This is a genomic window from Peribacillus sp. FSL E2-0159, assembly GCF_038643155.1.
Lineage (GTDB): Bacteria > Bacillota > Bacilli > Bacillales > DSM-1321 > Peribacillus > Peribacillus simplex.
In genome coordinates, this window is the sequence record NZ_CP152053.1 from 1919161 (window position 1) to 1939132 (window position 19972).

The following is a 19972-nucleotide window of genomic DNA, read 5'->3' on the forward strand; positions in this document are numbered from 1 at the left end:
CTTTAAACTAACTTGAATTAAAGCGAGTTTGCCTGCAGTTTGATTTCAGAAATCCGCTCCCACAAGTAAACAGCCGAATTCATGGGGTGCAGCACGAATTCACGAGTAAATAGGCTGAAATCACGGGTAAAACAGCAAAATTCACGAGTAAAGCGCGAAATCACGACAAAACGTGCGAAAATCTGCCAAGCCTCCTGGCTTTGCTGCTTTTATCCTTGAAAGTGTTGGTAGATATAGTGTAAAATTGCGAACACTGTATTTGACCATGTTGCAGCACTTTTAGGTAAGGCTTTATCTTATAAAATAGTTTATTGACTTAAAAGAATTGATTAAAATAACGCATATCCCGACACAGGCAATCGTGATGATGGAATACATTAACTTTAAGTCTTTCAATATAATAATTCCCCCAATTATTATGAGTAAATCTATAATAAAAATAACAATTACTTCTATCTCTTCTATACGATAAGTCTTATTTCTTTAATGCCATCCTTGGTTTAGCTTTTACTTCTCCTTAAGGCCATGAAGTAATTTGGGCAAAAATAAGAGACACTCATTAAAAGTGTCTCTTATTCTTGCATTTAAAATTACACATAAAAATCCAGAATTTTATGTAATGAAACATTTTTCTCATTTCATTAAAAAGGGAGCCGTAAGAATAGAAGCTCAAGGATCTTGGACTGGAAATACGGTTGCTTTTAGAAATCCAGGTGGATATACAGTTATTGTTTTATCTTAGAACCTAGCTCATTTAATACAATTATCCTTTCATAGATGTAGGGACGAAAACAAACAAGAGAGGTCTTTACTCTTGGTTGAGAAAGACCCCTCCTGTTACCTTTAGGATGATATTCAGACATCTATCATCTATACTCTGATATAAATTAGCTTGAAGTAACATTTAAAAAATGATCGATCACAATTGAAACAGCTCCTAATGCAGGTGCATTTCTTCCTAATGAAGAGGGCAATAGTTGACACGTACTTTCTAAATGAGAATTTACCCTAGAAGAAATCTCATTCTTAATGGTATTTAACACAATCGGGTGAGATTCGATAATGTTATTTCTCAGAATAATAGCCTGTGCGTCAAATGTATTGAGAATATTAGTTAAGCCAATACTGACGTGGAAGCCAAAGTTCTGGAGTGCATTTAAGACGGCTACATCATTTTTGTTTGCACGTTCAACAATTTCTTTTCGTAACATAATCTTTTCGTCTATAGAAAAAGAATCCAGTAATGCTTTTTCTGAAGCATATAATTCCCAGCAGCCTCGGTTTCCACAGCTGCATTTGGGACCGTTAAAATCTATCGTCATATGACCCATTTCTCCAGAAAAGCCATTTACTCCTTTATATAATTCATTATTAATAATAATCCCGACTCCGATTCCTATGTTAATACTGATGTAAATGATGTTTTCATAGTTTTTATTAACCCCAAACACTTTTTCACCGCATGCGCCTGCATTAGCCTCATTTTCAACAAAAACAGGTACATTGAACTCGCTTTCAATTAAGAGTTGCAAATCTTCAATATACCATTCCAAGTTGGGCATAAAAATAATTTTTTGATTGCTATCCACAAGACCTGGTACACAAATACCTATTCCCACCAAACCGTAAGGAGAGTCGGGCATATGAATTATAAAATCATGAATAAGTGCAAACAGAATTTCTTTCACTTCACCAGCTGAAGGACTAGACAAGTCAGAAGCCTTTTCAAGGATAATATTGCCTTCTAAATCGGTTAGAATTCCATTAAGGTAATCAACACCTATATCGATGCCTATTGAATAGCCCGCATTTTTATTAAAAATAAGCATCACCGGTCTTCTGCCACCTCTAGATTGTCCTGCTCCAATTTCAAAAATAAAATCTTTTTCAAGTAATGTATTTACTTGGGAAGAAACAGTAGATTTATTTAACCCTGTAATCTCAGAAAGGGTTGCTCTTGAGATTGGAGAGTTTTTTAAAATTTCATTTAATATCAACTTTTGATTCATTTTCTTTACTAAAGCTTGATCTGCTATCGGAATGATAATCGCTCCTTTGTTTTACCATTGAACTAAGTGTTTTTTTATTTTTAACAAAAAACTTTTGTAGTAATAGTATATTTCATATTATAACTAAATTTTCTAAAAAAAACATTGAAATAAATATTTATTTTGTATATCATGAAATAAAGTTAGTTTATTGACGCAACAAACTTTCTAAATTGATATTTTTAAAAATATCAATTTAGAAAGTTTTTCACTTAAATAAAAGGGGGAAGTAACACATGATTCAAACTGATACTAATAAAATTAATTATTTTGAAAGCGTAAACAAAGTCTCATATGAGGGAAAAGATTCTAAAAATCCTTTAGCTTTTAAATACTACAACCCAGAAGAAGTGGTAGGCGGTAAAACAATGAAGGAACAACTACGTTTCTCAGTTGCTTACTGGCATACATTTACAGCTGATGGGACAGATCCTTTTGGTGCAGCTACGATGCAAAGATCATGGAATAAATATGATGGAATGGACTTAGCAAAAGCTAGAGTAGAGGCAGCTTTTCAACTTTTTGAAAAATTAGAGGTTCCTTTCTTTGCGTTTCATGACCGAGACATCGCACCTGAAGGAAGCACATTAAAAGAAACAAATAAAAATCTTGATGTAATCGTTAGCATGATTCAAGAGTATATGAAAACAAGTAACGTAAAGTTATTGTGGAACACAGCTAATATGTTTACAAATCCTCGCTTCGTTCACGGTGCAGCTACTTCTTGTAATGCAGATGTATTTGCTTATGCAGCAGCTCAAGTAAAGAAAGGGCTTGAAACGGCAAAAGAATTAGGAGCAGAAAACTATGTGTTCTGGGGCGGCCGTGAAGGCTATGAAACACTGCTCAATACAAACTTAAAGTTAGAGTTAGATAACTTGGCTAGATTTATGCATATGGCTGTAGATTATGCTAAGGAAATTGGATTTATAGGTCAATTCTTAATTGAGCCAAAACCAAAGGAACCAACAACGCATCAGTATGATACCGATGCAGCTACGACCATTTCGTTCCTAAGACAATACGGATTAGATAACCATTTTAAACTAAACCTTGAAGCTAACCATGCTACTTTAGCTGGGCATACGTTTGAACATGAATTACGCGTAGCCAGAGTTCAGGGCTTCTTAGGATCAGTGGATGCAAACCAAGGTGATCCTCTTTTAGGATGGGATACCGATGAGTTCCCAACAGATTTATATTCTACAACTTTAGCAATGTATGAGATCCTACAAAATGGAGGATTAGGTAGTGGAGGATTAAATTTTGATGCTAAAGTGCGCAGAGGTTCCTTTGAACAGGAAGATTTAGTATATGCTCATGTGGCAGGGATGGATGCGTTCGCTAGAGGTTTAAAAGTGGCTCATAAATTATTAGAAGATCGTGTTCTTGAAAACATCATTGATGAACGCTACAGCAGTTTCAAAGAAGGAATTGGTCTTGAGATTGTTGAAGGAAGAGCCAACTTCCATACACTAGAGCAGTATGCATTACAAAATCCAAACATTACGAATAAGTCAGGAAGACAGGAACGATTAAAAGCCATCTTAAATCAATATATTTTAGAAGTTTAATGGATAAAAGAGAGTAGAAACAATTTCTGCTCTCTTTTATAAAAGTGGAGGAATCAAGATGAAATTTATTATAGGAATTGATCTAGGAACGAGTGCTGTCAAAACTGTTTTAGTTAATACGAAAGGTGAGATCTGTGCAGAAGCTTCTAAAAATTACCCTCTTCTGCATGAAAAAACAGGATATAGTGAACAAAACCCAGAGGAGTGGATTCAGCAGACTGCTAGTGCTTTAAATGAGTTAATCTCCAAATCCGATGTAAGACCAGAAGATATAGAAGGAATTAGTTATTCTGGACAAATGCACGGTCTAGTACTGTTGGATAAGAATCATAATCTTTTACGTCATTCTATTTTATGGAACGATACAAGGACGACAGCACAATGTCATCAGCTAAATGAAATGATTGGAGAAAAGCGTCTTTTAGAAATAACAAAAAATCAAGCTTTGGAAGGGTTTACACTACCTAAGCTGCTATGGGTTAAAGAGCATGAACCAGAGATATTTGATCAAGTAGCTGTATTTATGCTGCCTAAAGACTATTTACGCTTCAAAATGACTGGCTTTATTCATAGTGAATATTCAGATGCTGCCGGTACATTATTGTTGAACGTGAGTGAGAAAAAATGGAGCGAAGAGCTTTGTCAATTAGTGGGCATTGATATCAGCATTTGCCCATCGCTAGTGGAATCGAGTGAATGCGTGGGAACAATTAATGAAGAATTCTCTCAAAAATCTGGGATACCATTATCGACTAAGGTATTTGCGGGTGGAGCAGATAATGCTTGTGGAGCAATTGGAGCTGGCATTCTATCATCAGGAGAAACGTTATGCAGCATCGGAACATCTGGTGTCGTACTTTCTTATGAGGAGCGAAATGATAGAGACTTTGCTGGGAAAGTGCATTATTTCAATCATGGAAAAGAAAATGCTTTTTATACGATGGGAGTTACATTATCTGCTGGCCACAGTTTAAGTTGGTTTAGAGATAATTTTGCTGAAAATGAGTCATTTGAAGAATTACTGTCTGATATAAACAATGTTCCAATAGGCTCAAATGGGCTTTTATTTACTCCATACTTAGTTGGGGAACGAACACCACATGCAGATGCTACTATACGTGGAAGCTTTATAGGAATGGATGCTTCCCATAAAAAAAGGGATTTTACAAGGGCAGTTATTGAAGGGATTACCTTCTCATTAAATGAATCAATTGAAATTTTTCGAGAAAATGGAAAAGAAATTACGTCTATTGTATCAATTGGCGGGGGAGCAAAAAACGATAGTTGGCTTCAGATTCAAGCAGACGTTTTTAACACAAAAATTATAAAGCTATCTACTGAGCAAGGACCGGCGCTAGGGGCAGCCATGTTAGCCGCTTATGGTTGTGGGTGGTACAACTCATTAGAAGAATGCGCAGATTTATTCATTGCTTCTTCCAAAACATATCATCCTAATTTAGAAAATGTTCCAGTGTATGAACAACTTTATGCTTTATATAAAGAGGTATATTCCCAAACAAAAGACTTAAGTAAAAAGCTGAATCAATTTAGCAGAAAGTAACAGGTTGCATTTGAATCATGCATCCCTTTCTTCGAAAAGGAGATTAACATGAAAATAGAAGAGGGAATTTTCGGTGAAATAAATAGAGAACTGATAAAGTCTTTTACAATCATGAACAATCAAAGCATAAAAGTAACCTGTATTGATTTTGGATGTACGATTACTAGAATCGATGTACCTGACAAAGAAGGGAATATAGAAAATATCGTGTTAGGGTTTGATTCTGTAGAAGATTATTTACATTATTCCCCTTATTTTGGTGCAGTAATCGGTCGAGTGGCAGGGAGAGTTAATCCACCAAGCGTTGATATAGAAGGGTTTACATACCTCCTCCCTGAGAATGAAGGGAGAACTCATTTACACGGTGGACCTGATGGATTCCATAACGTGGTCTGGAAATCCTCTACTAGTGAGAGTGTAGATGAGGCTAGTGTGACATTTACTTATATGAGTCCTGATGGAGAAGCTGGTTATCCTGGAAATCTTGAGGTAAGTGTCGTTTACACTCTCACTAATAATAATGAACTTATAATAACCTATCATGGTATTTCAGATAAAAATACGTTATTAAATTTAACCAATCATACTTACTTTAATCTGAGTGGCAATTTAAAAGAAGATATCTTACAGCATGAATTAACTATGAAAAGTGATAAGTTTTTAGAGCTTGATCAGTCCTTACTGCCTACAGGCAATTTAATAGACGCTGAACATACACCTTTTGATTTTAGAACAGGAAAGCGAATTATTGAAGGAGCAAAATCCACACATCAACAAAATGAAATAGTTGGAAATGGGTATGACCATCCATTCTTATTAAGTGAAAATCATCAAAAAGAAATTTGTTTGGTTCATCCTTCTAACGGACGGAAAATGATAGTGGAAACAGATGAGCCATATGTTGTTTTATATACGGGAAATATGCTAGAAGATACTTTTCGAATTAGAGGAATTCCTTGTCAAAAACACCTTGGCTTATGTCTCGAAACTCAACATCCGCCAAATGCCATTCATAATCAGCAATTACCTTCTATTTTATTAGAAAAAGATAAAGAGTATCATTCTAAAACTCGTTTTACTTTTACCGTCGATTAAAAACCTTTGGTTTTTATTGGTTTAATGTTGTTTTAGTGAAATGAAAATCTATAATGGAAGGGAGGATAAAAGCAGTTAGTAGAATGGGTGAGGGAAGAGAGTTCCTTCTTGTTTATTAATTTTGAAAGCGTAACCAAAAGTATGCGCTGTTATAATAAATAGACTTTCACCTAGCCAGTCATTCTTAACTGTTTTTAGTAAAACATGAAGCAAAAACGAAACTCATTATATATCTTTTCTATTACCTTAGTGGCCGCAATTGGAGGGTTACTATTTGGATATGATACAGCTGTAATATCTGGAGCAGAAAAATCATTAAAGGTTTATTTTATCGATAGCTTAGGGTTAGGCTCTTTGGCACATGGCGTCACCGTATCAAGTGCTTTAATAGGATGTATTATCGGAGGATTAATATCCGGCTATTTTGGATCAAGAATAGGACGTAAAAAATCACTTATACTTGCAGCGATTCTTTTTATAGTATCAGCATTAGGTGCTTCTTATCCTGAATTTTTATTTTTTACAAAAGGTGAACCAACACTTTCTTTATTACTAGCCTTTAACTTTTACCGAATTATAGGGGGAATTGGTGTTGGATTAGCGTCAGCTATTTGTCCAATCTATATAGGAGAAATTGCTCCGGCAGATATTCGCGGCAGATTGGTATCATTTAATCAGTTTATGATTATTTTTGGTATGTTAGTCGTTTACTTTGTAAACTGGGGTATTGCAAATGGTGAAACGTTAGAATGGATAAATGATGTAGGGTGGAGATACATGTTTGCTTCAGGAGCTATACCAGCTTTACTCTTTGCTGTACTTTTGTTTTTAGTTCCTGAAACACCTCGCTATTTGGCAATACAAAATCAAGATCAAAAAGCTTTAGCTATACTTACAAAAATTAATGGATCTTCAGAAGCGAAAGCGATTCTGGGTGATATTAAACAAACGACTACTATAAATATTTCTTCTGAAAAATTATTCGCTTATGGAAAATTAGTTATTATTGTAGGTGTACTGCTTTCTGTATTTCAACAATTTGTAGGTATAAATGTAGCCTTATATTACGCTCCCCGTATCTTTGAAAGCATGGGAGCAGCTAAAGATTCTTCTATGCTGCAAACCATAATTATGGGATTAGTAAATGTTATCTTTACAGTTATCGCGATTTTAACAGTTGATCGATGGGGAAGAAAGCCTTTATTAATAGTAGGTTCTATTGGAATGGCAATTGGAATGTTTGGTGTAGCAAGCATGGCTTTTTCTAATATTATTGGAATAGGGACGCTTGTGTTTATCATTATTTATACAGCTTCATTTATGATGTCGTGGGGTCCAATCTGCTGGGTGCTAATTTCAGAGATTTTCCCTAATAAAATTCGAGGTCGGGCTGTAGCTATTGCTGTAGCTGCCCAATGGGCGGCTAACTATTTTATTTCTTCTACATATCCTATGATGATGGAATATAGTGGGGGACTAACATACGGTTTCTATGGTTCAATGAGCGTGCTTTCTGCCTTATTTGTTTGGAAAATGGTTCCTGAAACCAAAGGCAAGACTCTTGAACAGATGGAGAATATATGGAGAAGAAATGTCAAAAATTTAGAAGATAGTCAAATTATTTAAATAGTAAAATTCACTTAAACTGGACACATAAGTAGATAGGTATAATATAAAAGGGAAATTTCTTAATTGAATTTTTTCTTATTGTTGGGATAGATGAATGGGGATTATAAACAGGTTAAGACCAATTCCAATGCAAAAACTTGAAAAAAGCAGAGTAACAAACTTTTTCATAAAAGCATTCCCCTTGTCCAAATCATTACCTTAAAATATATAAGAGGAATCTAAATATATACTTAGCTGATTGGAAATTATGATTGCCATTTGTGTATTGTTGGCTTTGTTCTTCAGATGATATTCTGAAATTTTGCTGAGTGCAGCAGGATTTAATAAAGGCCGTCTCCTTGTGGCCATGCAGTAATTAGGGCCTAAAAAAGAGACACTCATTAAAAGTGTCTCTTATTTTTGCCATTTATATGTCTTCATGGGGAAAGTCAGTTTAAAATAAGAATTTTTTATACCTTGGAAAATAAGTTTAATTTAGCCTTGTTTATTCAAGATGTTTTTTTGGATAGGCGATTTGTAATGGTATCTTCTTGTGGTGAAGTTTGCCGTATATAAAAGGCGAGTATGAATGCAATAATGGTCAAACCTGTTGCTATCATGAATGCATCATCCACTCCCATTACGCTGCCTTGTTTAATGGCCATGGCCATTTGTGATGTATTATCTGGTGAAATGTTCCTTTGAGATAAGATTTCCTGAACATGTTTCGTTCCCTGATTTGTCATGATGGAAACAAAGAATGCCATGCCAACAGCACCTGCTACCATTCTCAATGTATTGACCATTGCTGTTCCATATTTATTTAGGCTAAGTGCTAATTCATTTAATCCAGCTGTAAAGATAGGCATCATCAGTATCGACATTCCGAACATTCTAATAGTATATACCCACACTACATAAGAATAAGACGTATCTGTTTCAAGCCGAGTTAAAAGATAGGTTGTAATGATAGTGATGGCAAGTCCGCTCACCGCAAGCCATCTCGCACCAAATCGATCAAACAGCTTACCTGTGATAGGAGACATGATTCCCATTAAAATCCCGCCAGGCAATAGCATGAGACCGGATTCCATCGGAGTAAACCCACGGATATTCTGCATATAGATTGGCATGATGATCATTCCTGAGAACATTCCCATAGTTGCGATGACGTTAATGATTGTCGTTAAAGTGAACATCCGATACCGAAAAATTCTAAATTCCAAAATAGGATGAGATACAGTAAATTGCCTCCAGACAAATAAAGCTAAACTGATTCCTCCAACAAGGAACATCGTCAGTACTTCAGGACTGCCCCAGCCCTTGGTTCCACCTGTAGCAAATCCATATAGAACTCCTCCGAATCCGATAGTGGATAGAATTACACCCATTTTATCGAGTTTAGGCCGGCTCGTTTTCCCCACTTTTTTAATGATGAAAATGGCAAAGATGAAGTCAAGCAGGGCAAATGGGAAAATGATAAAGAACAGAACCCGCCAAGAATAGTTTTGTATAATCCATCCTGATAACGTCGGTCCCACAGCTGGTGCAAAATTCATTGCGATACCAAATATACCCATTGCGAAGCCGCGTCTGTTAGGTGGAAATAACGTGAAAATTACATTTGTAATCAAAGGGAATAAAATCCCCGCACCTGCAGCTTGAACCACACGTCCGATCAATAAGACGGAGAAGCTGGGGGCAATTCCACATAAAAAAGTTCCTAATGCAAAGAGTCCCATCGAAGCAAGATATAATTGTCTTGTATTAAACCGTTCCATTAAGAAAGCAGTAATCGGGATGACAATCCCATTGACCAATAAGAAGATAGTAGTAAGCCAATTAGCTGTTGCAGCCGATATTTCAAAATGAGTCATTAATTGAGGCAATGCGATATTGATTAAAGTCTGATTTAAGAAAGCGACCAGAGCACCAGCCAGCATCACCGCAAACATGGGGCCTGTACGAATTTTAGTGATCGCTGTTTTGTCGTGATTCATTATTAGGGCACTTCCTTTCCGATAGGGTAGTACAAATTTTACTACCTGCTATGTTTAAAAATTATAAAAACTAATTCGGCTCACGAAGTATTAGTGTAAACCAATCTATATTTTCCAATAATATACACCATCTTAAGGAGATTCACCTCAATTTACGGCTTTTTTGAGGTGTTTATTCTTTATTAACCACTCACTTGACAATATTTCAGGATACATTCTTTTGTTTAGGAAATTCCCCAGTTTAACATCCATTCTACATGTATATCATATTTCGAACAATAATCACCAATATAAGACTCACTTTATGTAAAAGTGAAACAAAAATCGGATCTTTAACTCCAGGCTTCCTGCTATCGATTTACGAAGGCACGCTGTTTCTCCTAACTTTTTTGTAAAAAATCAAGGATCTAAAATTGTGGTGGCAACTTTAGGTGAAAATGGTTCACTTGCCTATGATGTTATTCAAATTTATCAATGCGGTGTACTCGAAGCGGATATGGTGGAAACTATGGGGAGGAGGGGATTTCTGGATGATACCTAATTCTCGGATTTTAAGAAGTGAGGTCATACCAGCCAAAAGATGTTGCAGGTCATCTCCTCATTGATGAAGGAAGTCCCATTCTCGAACTTGAGCGGCTCATGTATGTAAATGATCGTCCGCTTTTCTACGATACTGCTCATTATTCGTTAATTCGTTTTCCGGATTTAGAAAAGAAGATTGCAAGGGATGAATCAACTTATAAAATCCTTATGGTAGATTACCATACAGAAATAGTCAGTAACGATAAAATTATAGACGTGATTGGTGCAACAAAAAACTATGCTAAATTTTTAGAATGTGATATTGGCGCCAATTTATTTAGAATATTAAAGATCGCTTTCGATGCAAACGACCGGCCTGTGCATCTCTCAACGTTCATGTGCCGAAACCAACAAGGTCAATCTGACTGTTCATCGGGCAAAATAGGTCATGCCAAATTATTGGCATGACCTATTTTGAAGTTTTGAAAAGTGTTTTTACATTTTGATTTGGTGTATTACTTCTTCAATTCTCATCTTCCAATCTTTCTTCTTTGACTATAGCATATAAAATATCCTTACAATTAAAACATAAGATTTTCTTGTTATCTAACAGAATACCGTTCAGAAATCCAGCAGTACAATATACATTACGTGCACAGCGAACACAAGTGCCAACTAGTTCGTCCATCGATACATCCCCTTATTCAGGAATCGGATATAGTTTGGTTTCTATTTTGAATAAAGGTAAAGGCCAAAATCTTGCATAACGGAAGTGTGCCCCATTTGCCGTAACATGGTAGCAATATTGCCACGATGATATGATCCGTGTGTGACAACGTGTAATACCGATTCGGAAATGGTAGTTTCAAGCAACCCAGCATAAGGGTTATCCACGACGATTTCCTTTTCCATATCCTCTGTACTCAGAATTGCTTTGTTTCTTTCGTATAAGTCAATAAATTTTTTTTTCATTTCCTCAATACTTTTCTTTTCCACCTCTTCTCTTAATTGATTAGAAGATGCCATTGCTTCATCCATACTTTTACCTGTGATAATGTCAAACCACGCATAATCTGCGAGATAAATGTGAGACAACACTTTTGATACCGACGAAAAACCACTCTGAATTTCCTTATGATAAATGTGCTGTGGAAGTTCATTTAACCGATCGATGATGACCACATTTGCCCACGAGTGATAGTTATACATTTCTAATACTGACTCGGGATGATTCATTAAAAAACCCCCATTTACACTAGTTTTTTCGTATTGAACAATTTATGCAGTAAAAACAAAAAAATTCAAGTAAATTCAATAAAGTATATTTATTAATCTGCTGTTCTCTTATGTATATAACAATTCCTCCTAACTGTTCGTGCGCTCATCGCGAATATAAAAAGAGGGGTTTTGAGATAATACGAACTACTTATCATTCTGATTAGAAAAATGAATAGTTAGTGGAGGCCACATTAGAGTATTTTTTCTTGCAGGAAAACAGCTTCTTATATCGAACTGATAGTAAAGGAGATGGTATTTTGATGAATCTGAGGATCAAATATAGGCTTTATATCCATGTAGACGGAAAACTTATTCCAGAACAGTATGACCGATACGAGATACTAAACGTCAGGGAAAGTATAGATCCAAATGATACTAAGGATTACCAAGAGCTTATTAATAAATTGAGTAAGTCGATTAATCGACCCCTAAGTGAATTTGAAATAAAAAACTATGAAACAATGTAAGTGCAGTTACGTATTCTAAAATTTTCTCCTTCAATAGAACGAAAATCAAAATATAAAAGTGAAAATATTTAACCCAATGAAAAGGAAGCACTTTTTAACCTTTTCCTGTAAAAAAATCAGTGGCGAAGAAATAAATATAGCGTCATATTTTATTAACTTTAGAACAATAATTCGTCAATTTCACTACCCTTAGCGCTTTGCTTTTTCCACTTATTTAACTAAAGTGAAGATTCCTCAGCACAATAAAAAGCTACATCAAACACTAGAGTTGATTGCATCAGAAAACTTCGTCAGCCAAGATGTATTAGAAGCTATGGGCAGTGTAATGACGAATAAATATGCAGAGGGTTATCCAGGAAAACGTTATTATGGCGGATGTGAATTTGTTGATGTGGTAGAACAAGTAGCTATTGAGCGCTTAACAAAGCTGTTTGGAGCTAAATATGCAAATGTTCAGCCTCACTCAGGTGCGCAAGCAAATTTCGTGTTTTTTTTCTCACTTTAATAAAATCTATGTAAAGCTAAGCTCTCTTGTATCAAGAGAGCTTTTTGCATGAAAAGTTATTTAGCTAACCGGGAGCTTTGTTAACGACGAGCTAAAAAGAGAGGTAAAAGGGTGATATGTTTGAATAAAAAGTTGTTCACATTCTCTTTTATAGACTTGCATTTACTTTATCCTGTTTTCGGACTGTTGTTAATACTTATGAAGATAAAAGCTGATGAGTTGGAGAAATAAAGAGCTGATTTACAAAATCTTAACATTTGGTTTATGTGGAATTAATGTTTTCAAATTATGATTAAACCGTAATAAACAGTAATGAACATTAAAGATTCCACACTAAATGGAGGCACTTTTTATGAATCGCACATTCAAGAAGAATTGTTACAAGTCTATTCAAGCTGTGATGTTAGGAGTGAGTGTACTGGGATTAGCTGCTTGTGGAGCTACTAATGAGGAGGCTGCTCCAGTGGTTAAGGATCCAAATTCGTTAACCTTGAAAGAAATTGAAACAAAGGCAAAAGAAGAGGGGACTATTAATAGTGTCGGTATGCCTGATTCATGGGCTAACTGGGGAGAAACTTGGAATGAAGTGATGAAAAAATATACATTGGAACACAATGATACAGATTTGTCCAGTGCTGAAGAGATTGCCAAAATGGAATCTGAAGGAGAGAGTGCAACAGCTGATATCGGCGATGTAGGGATTTCCTTTGGGCCAATCGCGGAACAAAAAGAATTAACGATGCCATATAAAACTTCCTATTGGGACGAGGTACCTAAGTGGGCAAAAGATGACAATGGAGATTGGGTTGTTGGCTACCAAGGAACGATTGCATTCTTTACTAATAAAGAATTAGTAGATAACCCGCCTAAATCTTTTGATGACATATTAAAAGGGGATTATAAAGTAACAGTTGGAGATGTTCAGCGTGGTACACAGAATCAAATGGCCGTACTTGCTGCCGCTATCGCTTACGGCGGAGATGAAACAAATCTCCAACCAGGAATTGACTTTTTTGCTAAGCTTGCCAAGCAAGGCCGCCTTAGCTTAACTGATGCCAAGCCGGCTAACATCGAAAAAGGGGAAGTGGAAGTTGCCCTCGTTTGGGATTTCAATGCTCTTGGTTACGCTGACCAAATTAACCGCGATCAATTTGAAGTCACCATTCCAACTGAAGGTTCAGTCGTTAGCGGCTACGCAACTATTATTAACAAATTTGCAAAGCATCCGCATGCGGCGATGGCAACTAGAGAATATATCTTAAGCGATGAAGGACAAATTAATTTAGCTAAAGGATTTGCCCGTCCAATTCGCGATGTAGAACTTCCGAAAGAAGTAGCTGAAAAAATGGTTCCAGAAGAACAGTACAAAAATGCAAAACCAATTGAAGATTACAAAGCTTGGGAAGAAACGGCTAAAAATTTACCGCAGATTTGGCAAGAAGAGGTGTTAGTCCATGTCAAATAAAGTAATAGCAATTGTTGTTGATGGTATGAGATACGATAAAGCATGCGAAGCGCTGGGATTTATTCAGCATTTAGTTGAAACGAATCAAGCGTCACTTTACAAAGTTAAGTCGGAGCTTCCAAGTCTTTCCCGTCCATTATATGAAGTGTTGTTAACAGGTACGTCGGCTTCAATGAATGGGATTACGTCCAATCAAGCCGTTCGTTTATCTACTGAGAAAAGTCTCTTTCATCTTACGAAAGAAAACGGGTTAAGAAACGGAGCAGTATCCTATTACTGGGTAAGCGAACTTTATAATCGTGCGCCATTCAATTTTATTGAAGACCGTGAGCAAGAAGATACATCCAATCCTATTCAATACGGAAAATTTTATTGGGACGATGACTACCCAGATAGTCATGTGTTAATGGATGCAGAAGCTTTACGTAGAAAATATGACCCTCACTTTTTATATATTCATCCGCTCGGTGTAGATGTAAAAGGAGAAACTTTTGGCTCGGAATCAAAAGAATATCGTGAGCAAATCCTAAAAATGGGAAGCTTGTTGGCACAACTTTTGCCAATTTGGATCAAGGAAGGTTACCACATATTAATTACATCGGATCATGGCATGAGTGAATATGGCAACCATGGCGGCATAACTGATGGTGAACGTGATGTACCGCTCTTTTTAATTAGTCCAAAAGTTGAGCCTGGCGTTTATGGTGAAGTGGTTCCGCAATTAGCGTTTGCACCGCTCGTTTGTGAACTATTAAATATTGAGCCGTCCGATAAAATGATTTCATATCAATTTCCAGGTCTGAAAGGAAAAGTTACGCTTTAAAAAAGATACACTATTCAACATTAAAATGAAGAATGAAGGTTGACTGGAATTGGTTTAACGAATGTACTGTTAGACCAATTCCCAAATTGTTAGAGAACATAGAGGAGCGAGAAGTCTTGCGAAAAATAAAAAAACAAAAAGTTTACTTATTAGCTCTTTTACTGCCATTTATTATGTTTGTGATTGGATTTGAAATAGGACCATTAGTGGCAATGATTAAAAATAGTTTTTATGCAGATGATGGAATTCAAGTTACGATTAATCAATACTTAACCATATTTAAAAGTGAATTTTACTTACAAGCCATTAAAAATAGCCTGGTCATTTCCTTATTTTCTGCTATAACTTCTGTGATTGTAGCAGTCATTGCAGCCTATTCGTTTACAAAGTTCTCTCAAAAAATACAAAACCGACTACTGATGATTACCAATATGACGTCGAACTTTGAAGGGATTCCCCTTTCATTTTCATATATTATATTACTTGGAAACAATGGGTTGTTTACGCTGCTTTTTGCCAAGATTGGTTGGGACCTGTTTGCAGATTTTAATTTATATTCCTGGACAGGCCTCATTCTTGTTTATATTTATTTTCAAATTCCGCTTGCCGTTATGCTCATTTACCCGTCTTATCAAGGAATTAAGCAACAATGGAAAGAAGCCTCTTCATTATTAGGAGGGTCAACATTTTCATTTTGGCTTCGTATAGGGGTTCCAGTTCTTTTACCTAGTATTGTAGGTACATTCAGTATTTTGTTTGCTAATGCGATGGGAGCCTACGCTACCGCCTATGCATTGGTCGGCAGCAACTATAACATATTGTCATTGCAAATTGCTTCTCTAGTTGCTAGTGATGTTGCATTAAAGCCGCAGCTAGGTAGTGCATTGGGAGTCCTTCTAGCAACGACCATGATAGGGGCGATGTGGTTCAATGAACGAATGATGCGTAAAGTTAGGAGGGATTTACGATGAAGTCTTCATTGACATTTCATAAATTGTTTGTTGGATTACTAGTTATGTATTTATTAATTCCGCTTGTAGGAACACTTTTATTCTCGATTGCTGGTAAATGGGATCATACGATTTTACCTGAGAGTTATACAATGAAATGGTATATTGAATTGTTTCAAGATGAACGGTTTTATGATGCTTTCCGACGAACACTGTTTTTAATTGTCATGTCTGTAGGTCTTAGTGTTGTTATTATGCTTCCGACAATTTTTATTATCACGGTATATTTCAGTAAATGGGAAGGATTACTCCAAGCCGCTGCCATGCTTCCTTATGGAGTTCCTCCCATTGTTGGAGCCGTTGGATTAATCAAGCTATATTCTGCTGGACCGATTCAAATTGCCGGAACACCTTGGATTTTATTTGGTGCTTATTTCATAACCATTCTACCATTTATGTATCAAGGAATTCGTAACAGTCTTCGTACGCTTAATGCTGTACAACTTGTTGATGCTGCTGAATTACTCGGTGCCACAAAATTCCAAGCTTTTCGTACGGTGGTGTTTCCAAATATTATATCTGGAATTTTAGTGTCTACCTTATTATCTGTCTCTCTTTTATTTAGTGAGTTTGCTTTTGCCAATTTGCTTGTCGGGGGCCGATTCGAAACCCTTCAAATTTATCTATCCGACAAACTAAACAGCAGTGGTCACTTAACAAGTGCAATTGTTATAACCTATTATTCAATGATTTTACTTTTAACTGGGACTGTATTAAAGCTTACGTTTAGAAACAAAAGAAATCCTGTCGGGTCAAAATAAGAAGCGAATTCCTTCATTTTTTTAAGAAAAATACCGTCATAAAATACTACTTTAGAAGGTGAAAACTAATGAGCTATGTAACCATCGAACAAGTGACTAAGGGATATGACAGTCAATTAGTTTTAAATAATATTTCTTTAACATTAAAAAAAGGTGAATTTGCTACACTTCTTGGGCAAAGCGGGTGTGGAAAAAGTACATTATTACGTTCAATTGCGGGACTTGAAGACGTTGATGTAGGAAGAATCTTAATTGATGGAAAAGATATTACTGATTTATCACCGCGTCAGCGTGAAGTCGGTATGGTGTTTCAGTCTTATGCGCTTTTCCCGAATATGAATGTTTTTGATAATATCGCTTACGGCCTTAAAATGAAAAAGGTGAAAAATCTTAAGTCAAAAGTGAAAAATATGATTGATATGGTTGATTTAATAGGAAAAGAAGAGTCTTATCCTCATCAGTTATCTGGTGGACAACAGCAGAGGGTTGCTCTTGCCCGCGCGCTTGTCATGGAGCCAAAAGTACTGCTTCTGGATGAGCCGTTAAGCGCATTAGATGCTAAAATTAGAAAAAGTTTGCAAAAAGAATTAAAGAGAATACAGAAAGAATTAGATATCACAACTATTTTTGTTACACATGATCAGGAAGAAGCAATGACGATGTCTGATCGAATTTTTGTCATGAATAAAGGACAAGTTGTACAATCCGGTTCTCCTTCAGAAATTTATACTTCTCCAGTCAATACATTTGTTGCAAAATTTATCGGGAATTATAATGTCTGTAATATGGAAGTTTTCCGAAAACTTGTTCGCACCAACGAATTAAAAGGGAATGAAGTTGCCATTCGTCCAGAAGTTTTACAATTAGTTTCTGTTGGTGAGGACAGCTTGGACTTACAAGAGAATTGGGGGATTAAAGGATTTATTAAGGATGTCTCCATGGCAGGTAATGTTTTAAGGTATGAAGTAGAAACAGAGGAGTGCGCTTTTCATGTAGACTATCTTCACCACCGTGGGGAAATGTTTGAGCAAGGAGCACGCGTTCAAATTCTTGTACCGAAGAAAGAATGCATTATTTTATAAAGTATTGATGATTTAGGGGGAGAAATATGTCTGTATTGCCTGAAGAAAGAAAGAATGAAATTTTAAAAGAACTTAACAAAATGGGAAAAGTAAAAGTTATAGAATTAGTAGATCTATTTAATGTTTCAGAGGAAACGATTCGACGCGATTTGATGATATTAGAGGAAAAAGGACTGTTAAAGAGGGTTTACGGTGGAGCGATTAAAACAGTCTTTGAATTTGAGGAGCCTCCATTTACACAGCGTACAACGGTGAATCAAGAAGCGAAAATCAAGGTTGGGAAAAAAGCGGTGGAACTCATTTCCAATGGAGATGTGATTGCCATTGATGTAGGTACAACCATGCTTGAATTTGCCCAGTGTATTGAAAATAAAAAAGACATTACGATTTTAACCAATTCTCTTCCTGTGTCGTCTGTGTTGACTGAATTGCTCAATCAAAATAAATTTACAGGACAAATTCTATTACTTGGAGGACAAATTGATCCAAAGCATCAATCCATATGCGGGGGTCTCACTGAACAAATGTTAAATCAATTTAATATTGATAAAGCGTTCATTTCAGCTGGTGGCGTTTCCATTCAAAGTGGCGTTAGTAATTATCATTTACGTGAAACATTAGTTTCACGCAAAATGGTCGAGGTATCAAAGCACGTCATATTGCTAACGGATTGCTCTAAAATTGGTGTCGACACCTTTTGTAAAGTTTGTCCTCTAGAAAAAGTAGATGTGATTGTCTGCGAGCAACCATTTCCAGAGGAATGGAGAAATGATTCTAAATTAGAGGAAATCAATTGGATTCAAGCATAGCCCATAAAAGGATATATCGAGATGGAAGTGGGAGTACTCTCTTTTTGAATAGATTTTTGTTGATAGCAGAAAAAAAGCTAGAAAGAAAATTTAATAGATAGAATGAGAAAAGGAGCTATAAAGGATGAGTTTCATTGCGATAGATTTAGACGGAACATTATTAAACGACCAGAATGAAATTAGTGAAGAAAATATAAAGGCGATTCAATATGCCCAAAATAGAGGCTTTGAAGTAGTTATTTCAACAGGACGGGCTTATTTTGACGTTCAAACAATTTGTGAAAAAGCCGGGATATCCCCATTTGTAATCGGGACAAATGGCGCAACCATTCATTCAAAAAGCGCAAAGTGCATTTCTTCTATTACGATAACTAAAGATCGTGTTGAATCTATTCTCCAATGGTTAGATGAACGGAATTATTATTACGAAGTGTTCACTGATAAAGCCATCTATACTCTTAAAAAAGGAAGAGAACAGTTCCATAATGAGATTAAAAGTTTGAAAAGCGCAGATTTGAATCCAGATATGAAAGAATTAGTTGAAATAGCGGAAAGGCAATTTGACCAGTTTGGATATGTTTTAGTTGAAAACTATCATGATATCTTAAAACAGGAGGAAGAATTCTATAACATTTTAGCATGTTCTTTTGATGAAAATAAATTAGAGGAAGCCTGGAACCAATTCAAAAATTTTGGTGAGTTGATGGTCGTTTCATCTGCTGATCATAACATTGAAATTACTAGTAAAAGAGCTTCAAAAGGAATGGCCCTTGAAAAATTAGCTTTCATGATGAATGGCTCATTAGATAAAGCTATGGCAATCGGGGACAGCAACAATGATTTATCCATGTTCCAGAAAGTTGGATACAGCGTAGCGATGGGAAATGCAAAAGATGTCATAAAAACTGTTTGTACAACGACAACCCTTAAAAATGATGAAAATGGGGTAGCTTATGCGATTTATCGATATATGGAGAACTTTGTGGTTCAAAAATAAGTGTCAATGCCAAAGGAGAGAGCGATAAAATGGCATGGATATATATCATAATGGCAGGACTTTTGGAAATTGTCTGGGTGATCGGTCTTAAATATTCACACGGATTCACCAAAATTATACCTAGTATAGTAACGGTAGTTATTATAATTTTTAGTTTCTTTTTACTTTCAAAAGCTTTACATTCAATACCCTTAGGAACTGGTTACGCCATTTTCACTGGATTGGGAACAGTGGGAACTGTAGTAACTGGGATGCTTTTTTTGGGTGAGACCATTAATCCACTTAAAGTATTTTTTATGGCTTTAATGATATTAGGGATAATTGGAATAAAAGTCAATCCATCACAACCTAAACATTAAAGGAAATG

General features: G+C 35.9%; 18 protein-coding genes and 2 pseudogenes. 16 read left to right on the forward strand and 4 right to left on the reverse strand.

Going from position 1 to position 19972, the window contains the following annotated elements:
* Nucleotides 1-887: 887 nt before the first annotated feature.
* Entirely contained in the window at nucleotides 888-2042 is a 1155-nt protein-coding gene (locus tag NYE63_RS09525; protein WP_342605721.1) for an ROK family transcriptional regulator, read from the reverse strand.
* Nucleotides 2043-2284: 242 nt separating this feature from the next.
* Here NYE63_RS09525 and xylA point away from each other — a divergent pair, with 242 nt between their 5' ends.
* The 4 genes from xylA to xylE all read left to right on the forward strand — a co-directional run bounded on the left by xylA (nucleotide 2285) and on the right by xylE (nucleotide 7904).
* Complete coding sequence (gene xylA / locus NYE63_RS09530) at nucleotides 2285-3622, forward strand: xylose isomerase (protein ID WP_342604923.1); 1338 nt, start codon at nucleotides 2285-2287, stop codon at nucleotides 3620-3622.
* 58 nt (nucleotides 3623-3680) lie between these two features.
* Complete coding sequence (xylB, locus tag NYE63_RS09535; protein WP_342604924.1) at nucleotides 3681-5183, forward strand: xylulokinase; 1503 nt, start codon at nucleotides 3681-3683, stop codon at nucleotides 5181-5183.
* 48 nt (nucleotides 5184-5231) lie between these two features.
* Nucleotides 5232-6278, forward strand: a complete 1047-nt coding sequence (locus tag NYE63_RS09540) for an aldose epimerase family protein (RefSeq protein ID WP_342604925.1) — start codon at nucleotides 5232-5234, stop codon at nucleotides 6276-6278.
* Between the two features lie 204 nt (nucleotides 6279-6482).
* The gene (xylE, locus tag NYE63_RS09545; protein ID WP_342604926.1) at nucleotides 6483-7904 is read left to right on the forward strand and encodes a D-xylose transporter XylE; all 1422 of its coding nucleotides are present in this window, start codon (nucleotides 6483-6485) and stop codon (nucleotides 7902-7904) included.
* 491 nt (nucleotides 7905-8395) lie between these two features.
* On the opposite strand, the gene NYE63_RS09550 is transcribed toward xylE, so the two are convergent.
* Nucleotides 8396-9886: a DHA2 family efflux MFS transporter permease subunit gene (locus NYE63_RS09550; RefSeq protein ID WP_342604927.1), complete on the reverse strand. Its 1491-nt coding sequence runs from the start codon at nucleotides 9884-9886 to the stop codon at nucleotides 8396-8398.
* A gap of 415 nt (nucleotides 9887-10301) precedes the next feature.
* On the opposite strand from NYE63_RS09550, the gene NYE63_RS09555 reads away from it, so the two are divergent.
* Nucleotides 10302-10427: a hypothetical protein gene (locus tag NYE63_RS09555; protein WP_342604928.1), complete on the forward strand. Its 126-nt coding sequence runs from the start codon at nucleotides 10302-10304 to the stop codon at nucleotides 10425-10427.
* A pseudogene (locus NYE63_RS09560) lies at nucleotides 10417-10853 on the forward strand (UTRA domain-containing protein); the annotation flags it as partial. The gene NYE63_RS09555 and the pseudogene NYE63_RS09560, both read left to right, overlap by 11 nt.
* Nucleotides 10854-10931: 78 nt before the next feature.
* On the opposite strand, the gene NYE63_RS09565 reads toward NYE63_RS09560, so the two are convergent.
* The gene (locus NYE63_RS09565) at nucleotides 10932-11096 is read right to left on the reverse strand and encodes a hypothetical protein (protein WP_342604929.1); all 165 of its coding nucleotides are present in this window, start codon (nucleotides 11094-11096) and stop codon (nucleotides 10932-10934) included.
* Between the two features lie 41 nt (nucleotides 11097-11137).
* On the reverse strand, nucleotides 11138-11644 hold the full coding sequence (locus NYE63_RS09570) for a DinB family protein (RefSeq protein WP_342604930.1): 507 nt from the start codon (nucleotides 11642-11644) through the stop codon (nucleotides 11138-11140).
* 299 nt (nucleotides 11645-11943) lie between these two features.
* Here NYE63_RS09570 and NYE63_RS09575 point away from each other — a divergent pair, with 299 nt between their 5' ends.
* From NYE63_RS09575 to NYE63_RS09620, 10 genes and pseudogenes are all read left to right on the forward strand, one after another.
* Nucleotides 11944-12153: a hypothetical protein gene (locus NYE63_RS09575; RefSeq protein ID WP_342604931.1), complete on the forward strand. Its 210-nt coding sequence runs from the start codon at nucleotides 11944-11946 to the stop codon at nucleotides 12151-12153.
* A 223-nt stretch (nucleotides 12154-12376) separates the two neighbouring features.
* A pseudogene (gene glyA, locus NYE63_RS09580) lies at nucleotides 12377-12655 on the forward strand (serine hydroxymethyltransferase); the annotation flags it as partial.
* A gap of 355 nt (nucleotides 12656-13010) precedes the next feature.
* Nucleotides 13011-14123: an extracellular solute-binding protein gene (locus tag NYE63_RS09585; protein ID WP_342604932.1), complete on the forward strand. Its 1113-nt coding sequence runs from the start codon at nucleotides 13011-13013 to the stop codon at nucleotides 14121-14123.
* A complete protein-coding gene (locus NYE63_RS09590) occupies nucleotides 14113-14946 on the forward strand; it encodes an alkaline phosphatase family protein (RefSeq protein WP_342604933.1) in 834 nt (277 codons plus the stop codon). Before NYE63_RS09585 ends, NYE63_RS09590 begins: the two co-directional genes overlap by 11 nt.
* 116 nt (nucleotides 14947-15062) lie before the next feature.
* On the forward strand, nucleotides 15063-15917 hold the full coding sequence (locus NYE63_RS09595; RefSeq protein ID WP_342604934.1) for an ABC transporter permease: 855 nt from the start codon (nucleotides 15063-15065) through the stop codon (nucleotides 15915-15917).
* Nucleotides 15914-16717 carry an ABC transporter permease subunit gene (locus NYE63_RS09600; protein ID WP_342604935.1) on the forward strand — a complete coding sequence of 268 codons (804 nt, stop codon included), beginning with the start codon at nucleotides 15914-15916 and terminating at the stop codon, nucleotides 16715-16717. The genes NYE63_RS09595 and NYE63_RS09600 overlap by 4 nt, the downstream gene beginning before the upstream one ends.
* Nucleotides 16718-16785: 68 nt before the next feature.
* On the forward strand, nucleotides 16786-17799 hold the full coding sequence (locus tag NYE63_RS09605; protein WP_342604936.1) for an ABC transporter ATP-binding protein: 1014 nt from the start codon (nucleotides 16786-16788) through the stop codon (nucleotides 17797-17799).
* A 26-nt stretch (nucleotides 17800-17825) separates the two neighbouring features.
* Nucleotides 17826-18608 carry a DeoR/GlpR family DNA-binding transcription regulator gene (locus tag NYE63_RS09610; RefSeq protein WP_342604937.1) on the forward strand — a complete coding sequence of 261 codons (783 nt, stop codon included), beginning with the start codon at nucleotides 17826-17828 and terminating at the stop codon, nucleotides 18606-18608.
* Between the two features lie 124 nt (nucleotides 18609-18732).
* Complete coding sequence (locus tag NYE63_RS09615) at nucleotides 18733-19605, forward strand: Cof-type HAD-IIB family hydrolase (protein WP_342604938.1); 873 nt, start codon at nucleotides 18733-18735, stop codon at nucleotides 19603-19605.
* Between the two features lie 29 nt (nucleotides 19606-19634).
* Nucleotides 19635-19964, forward strand: coding sequence for a multidrug efflux SMR transporter (locus NYE63_RS09620; protein ID WP_342604939.1), 330 nt, complete (start codon nucleotides 19635-19637; stop codon nucleotides 19962-19964).
* The last annotated feature ends 8 nt before the right edge of the window (nucleotides 19965-19972 follow it).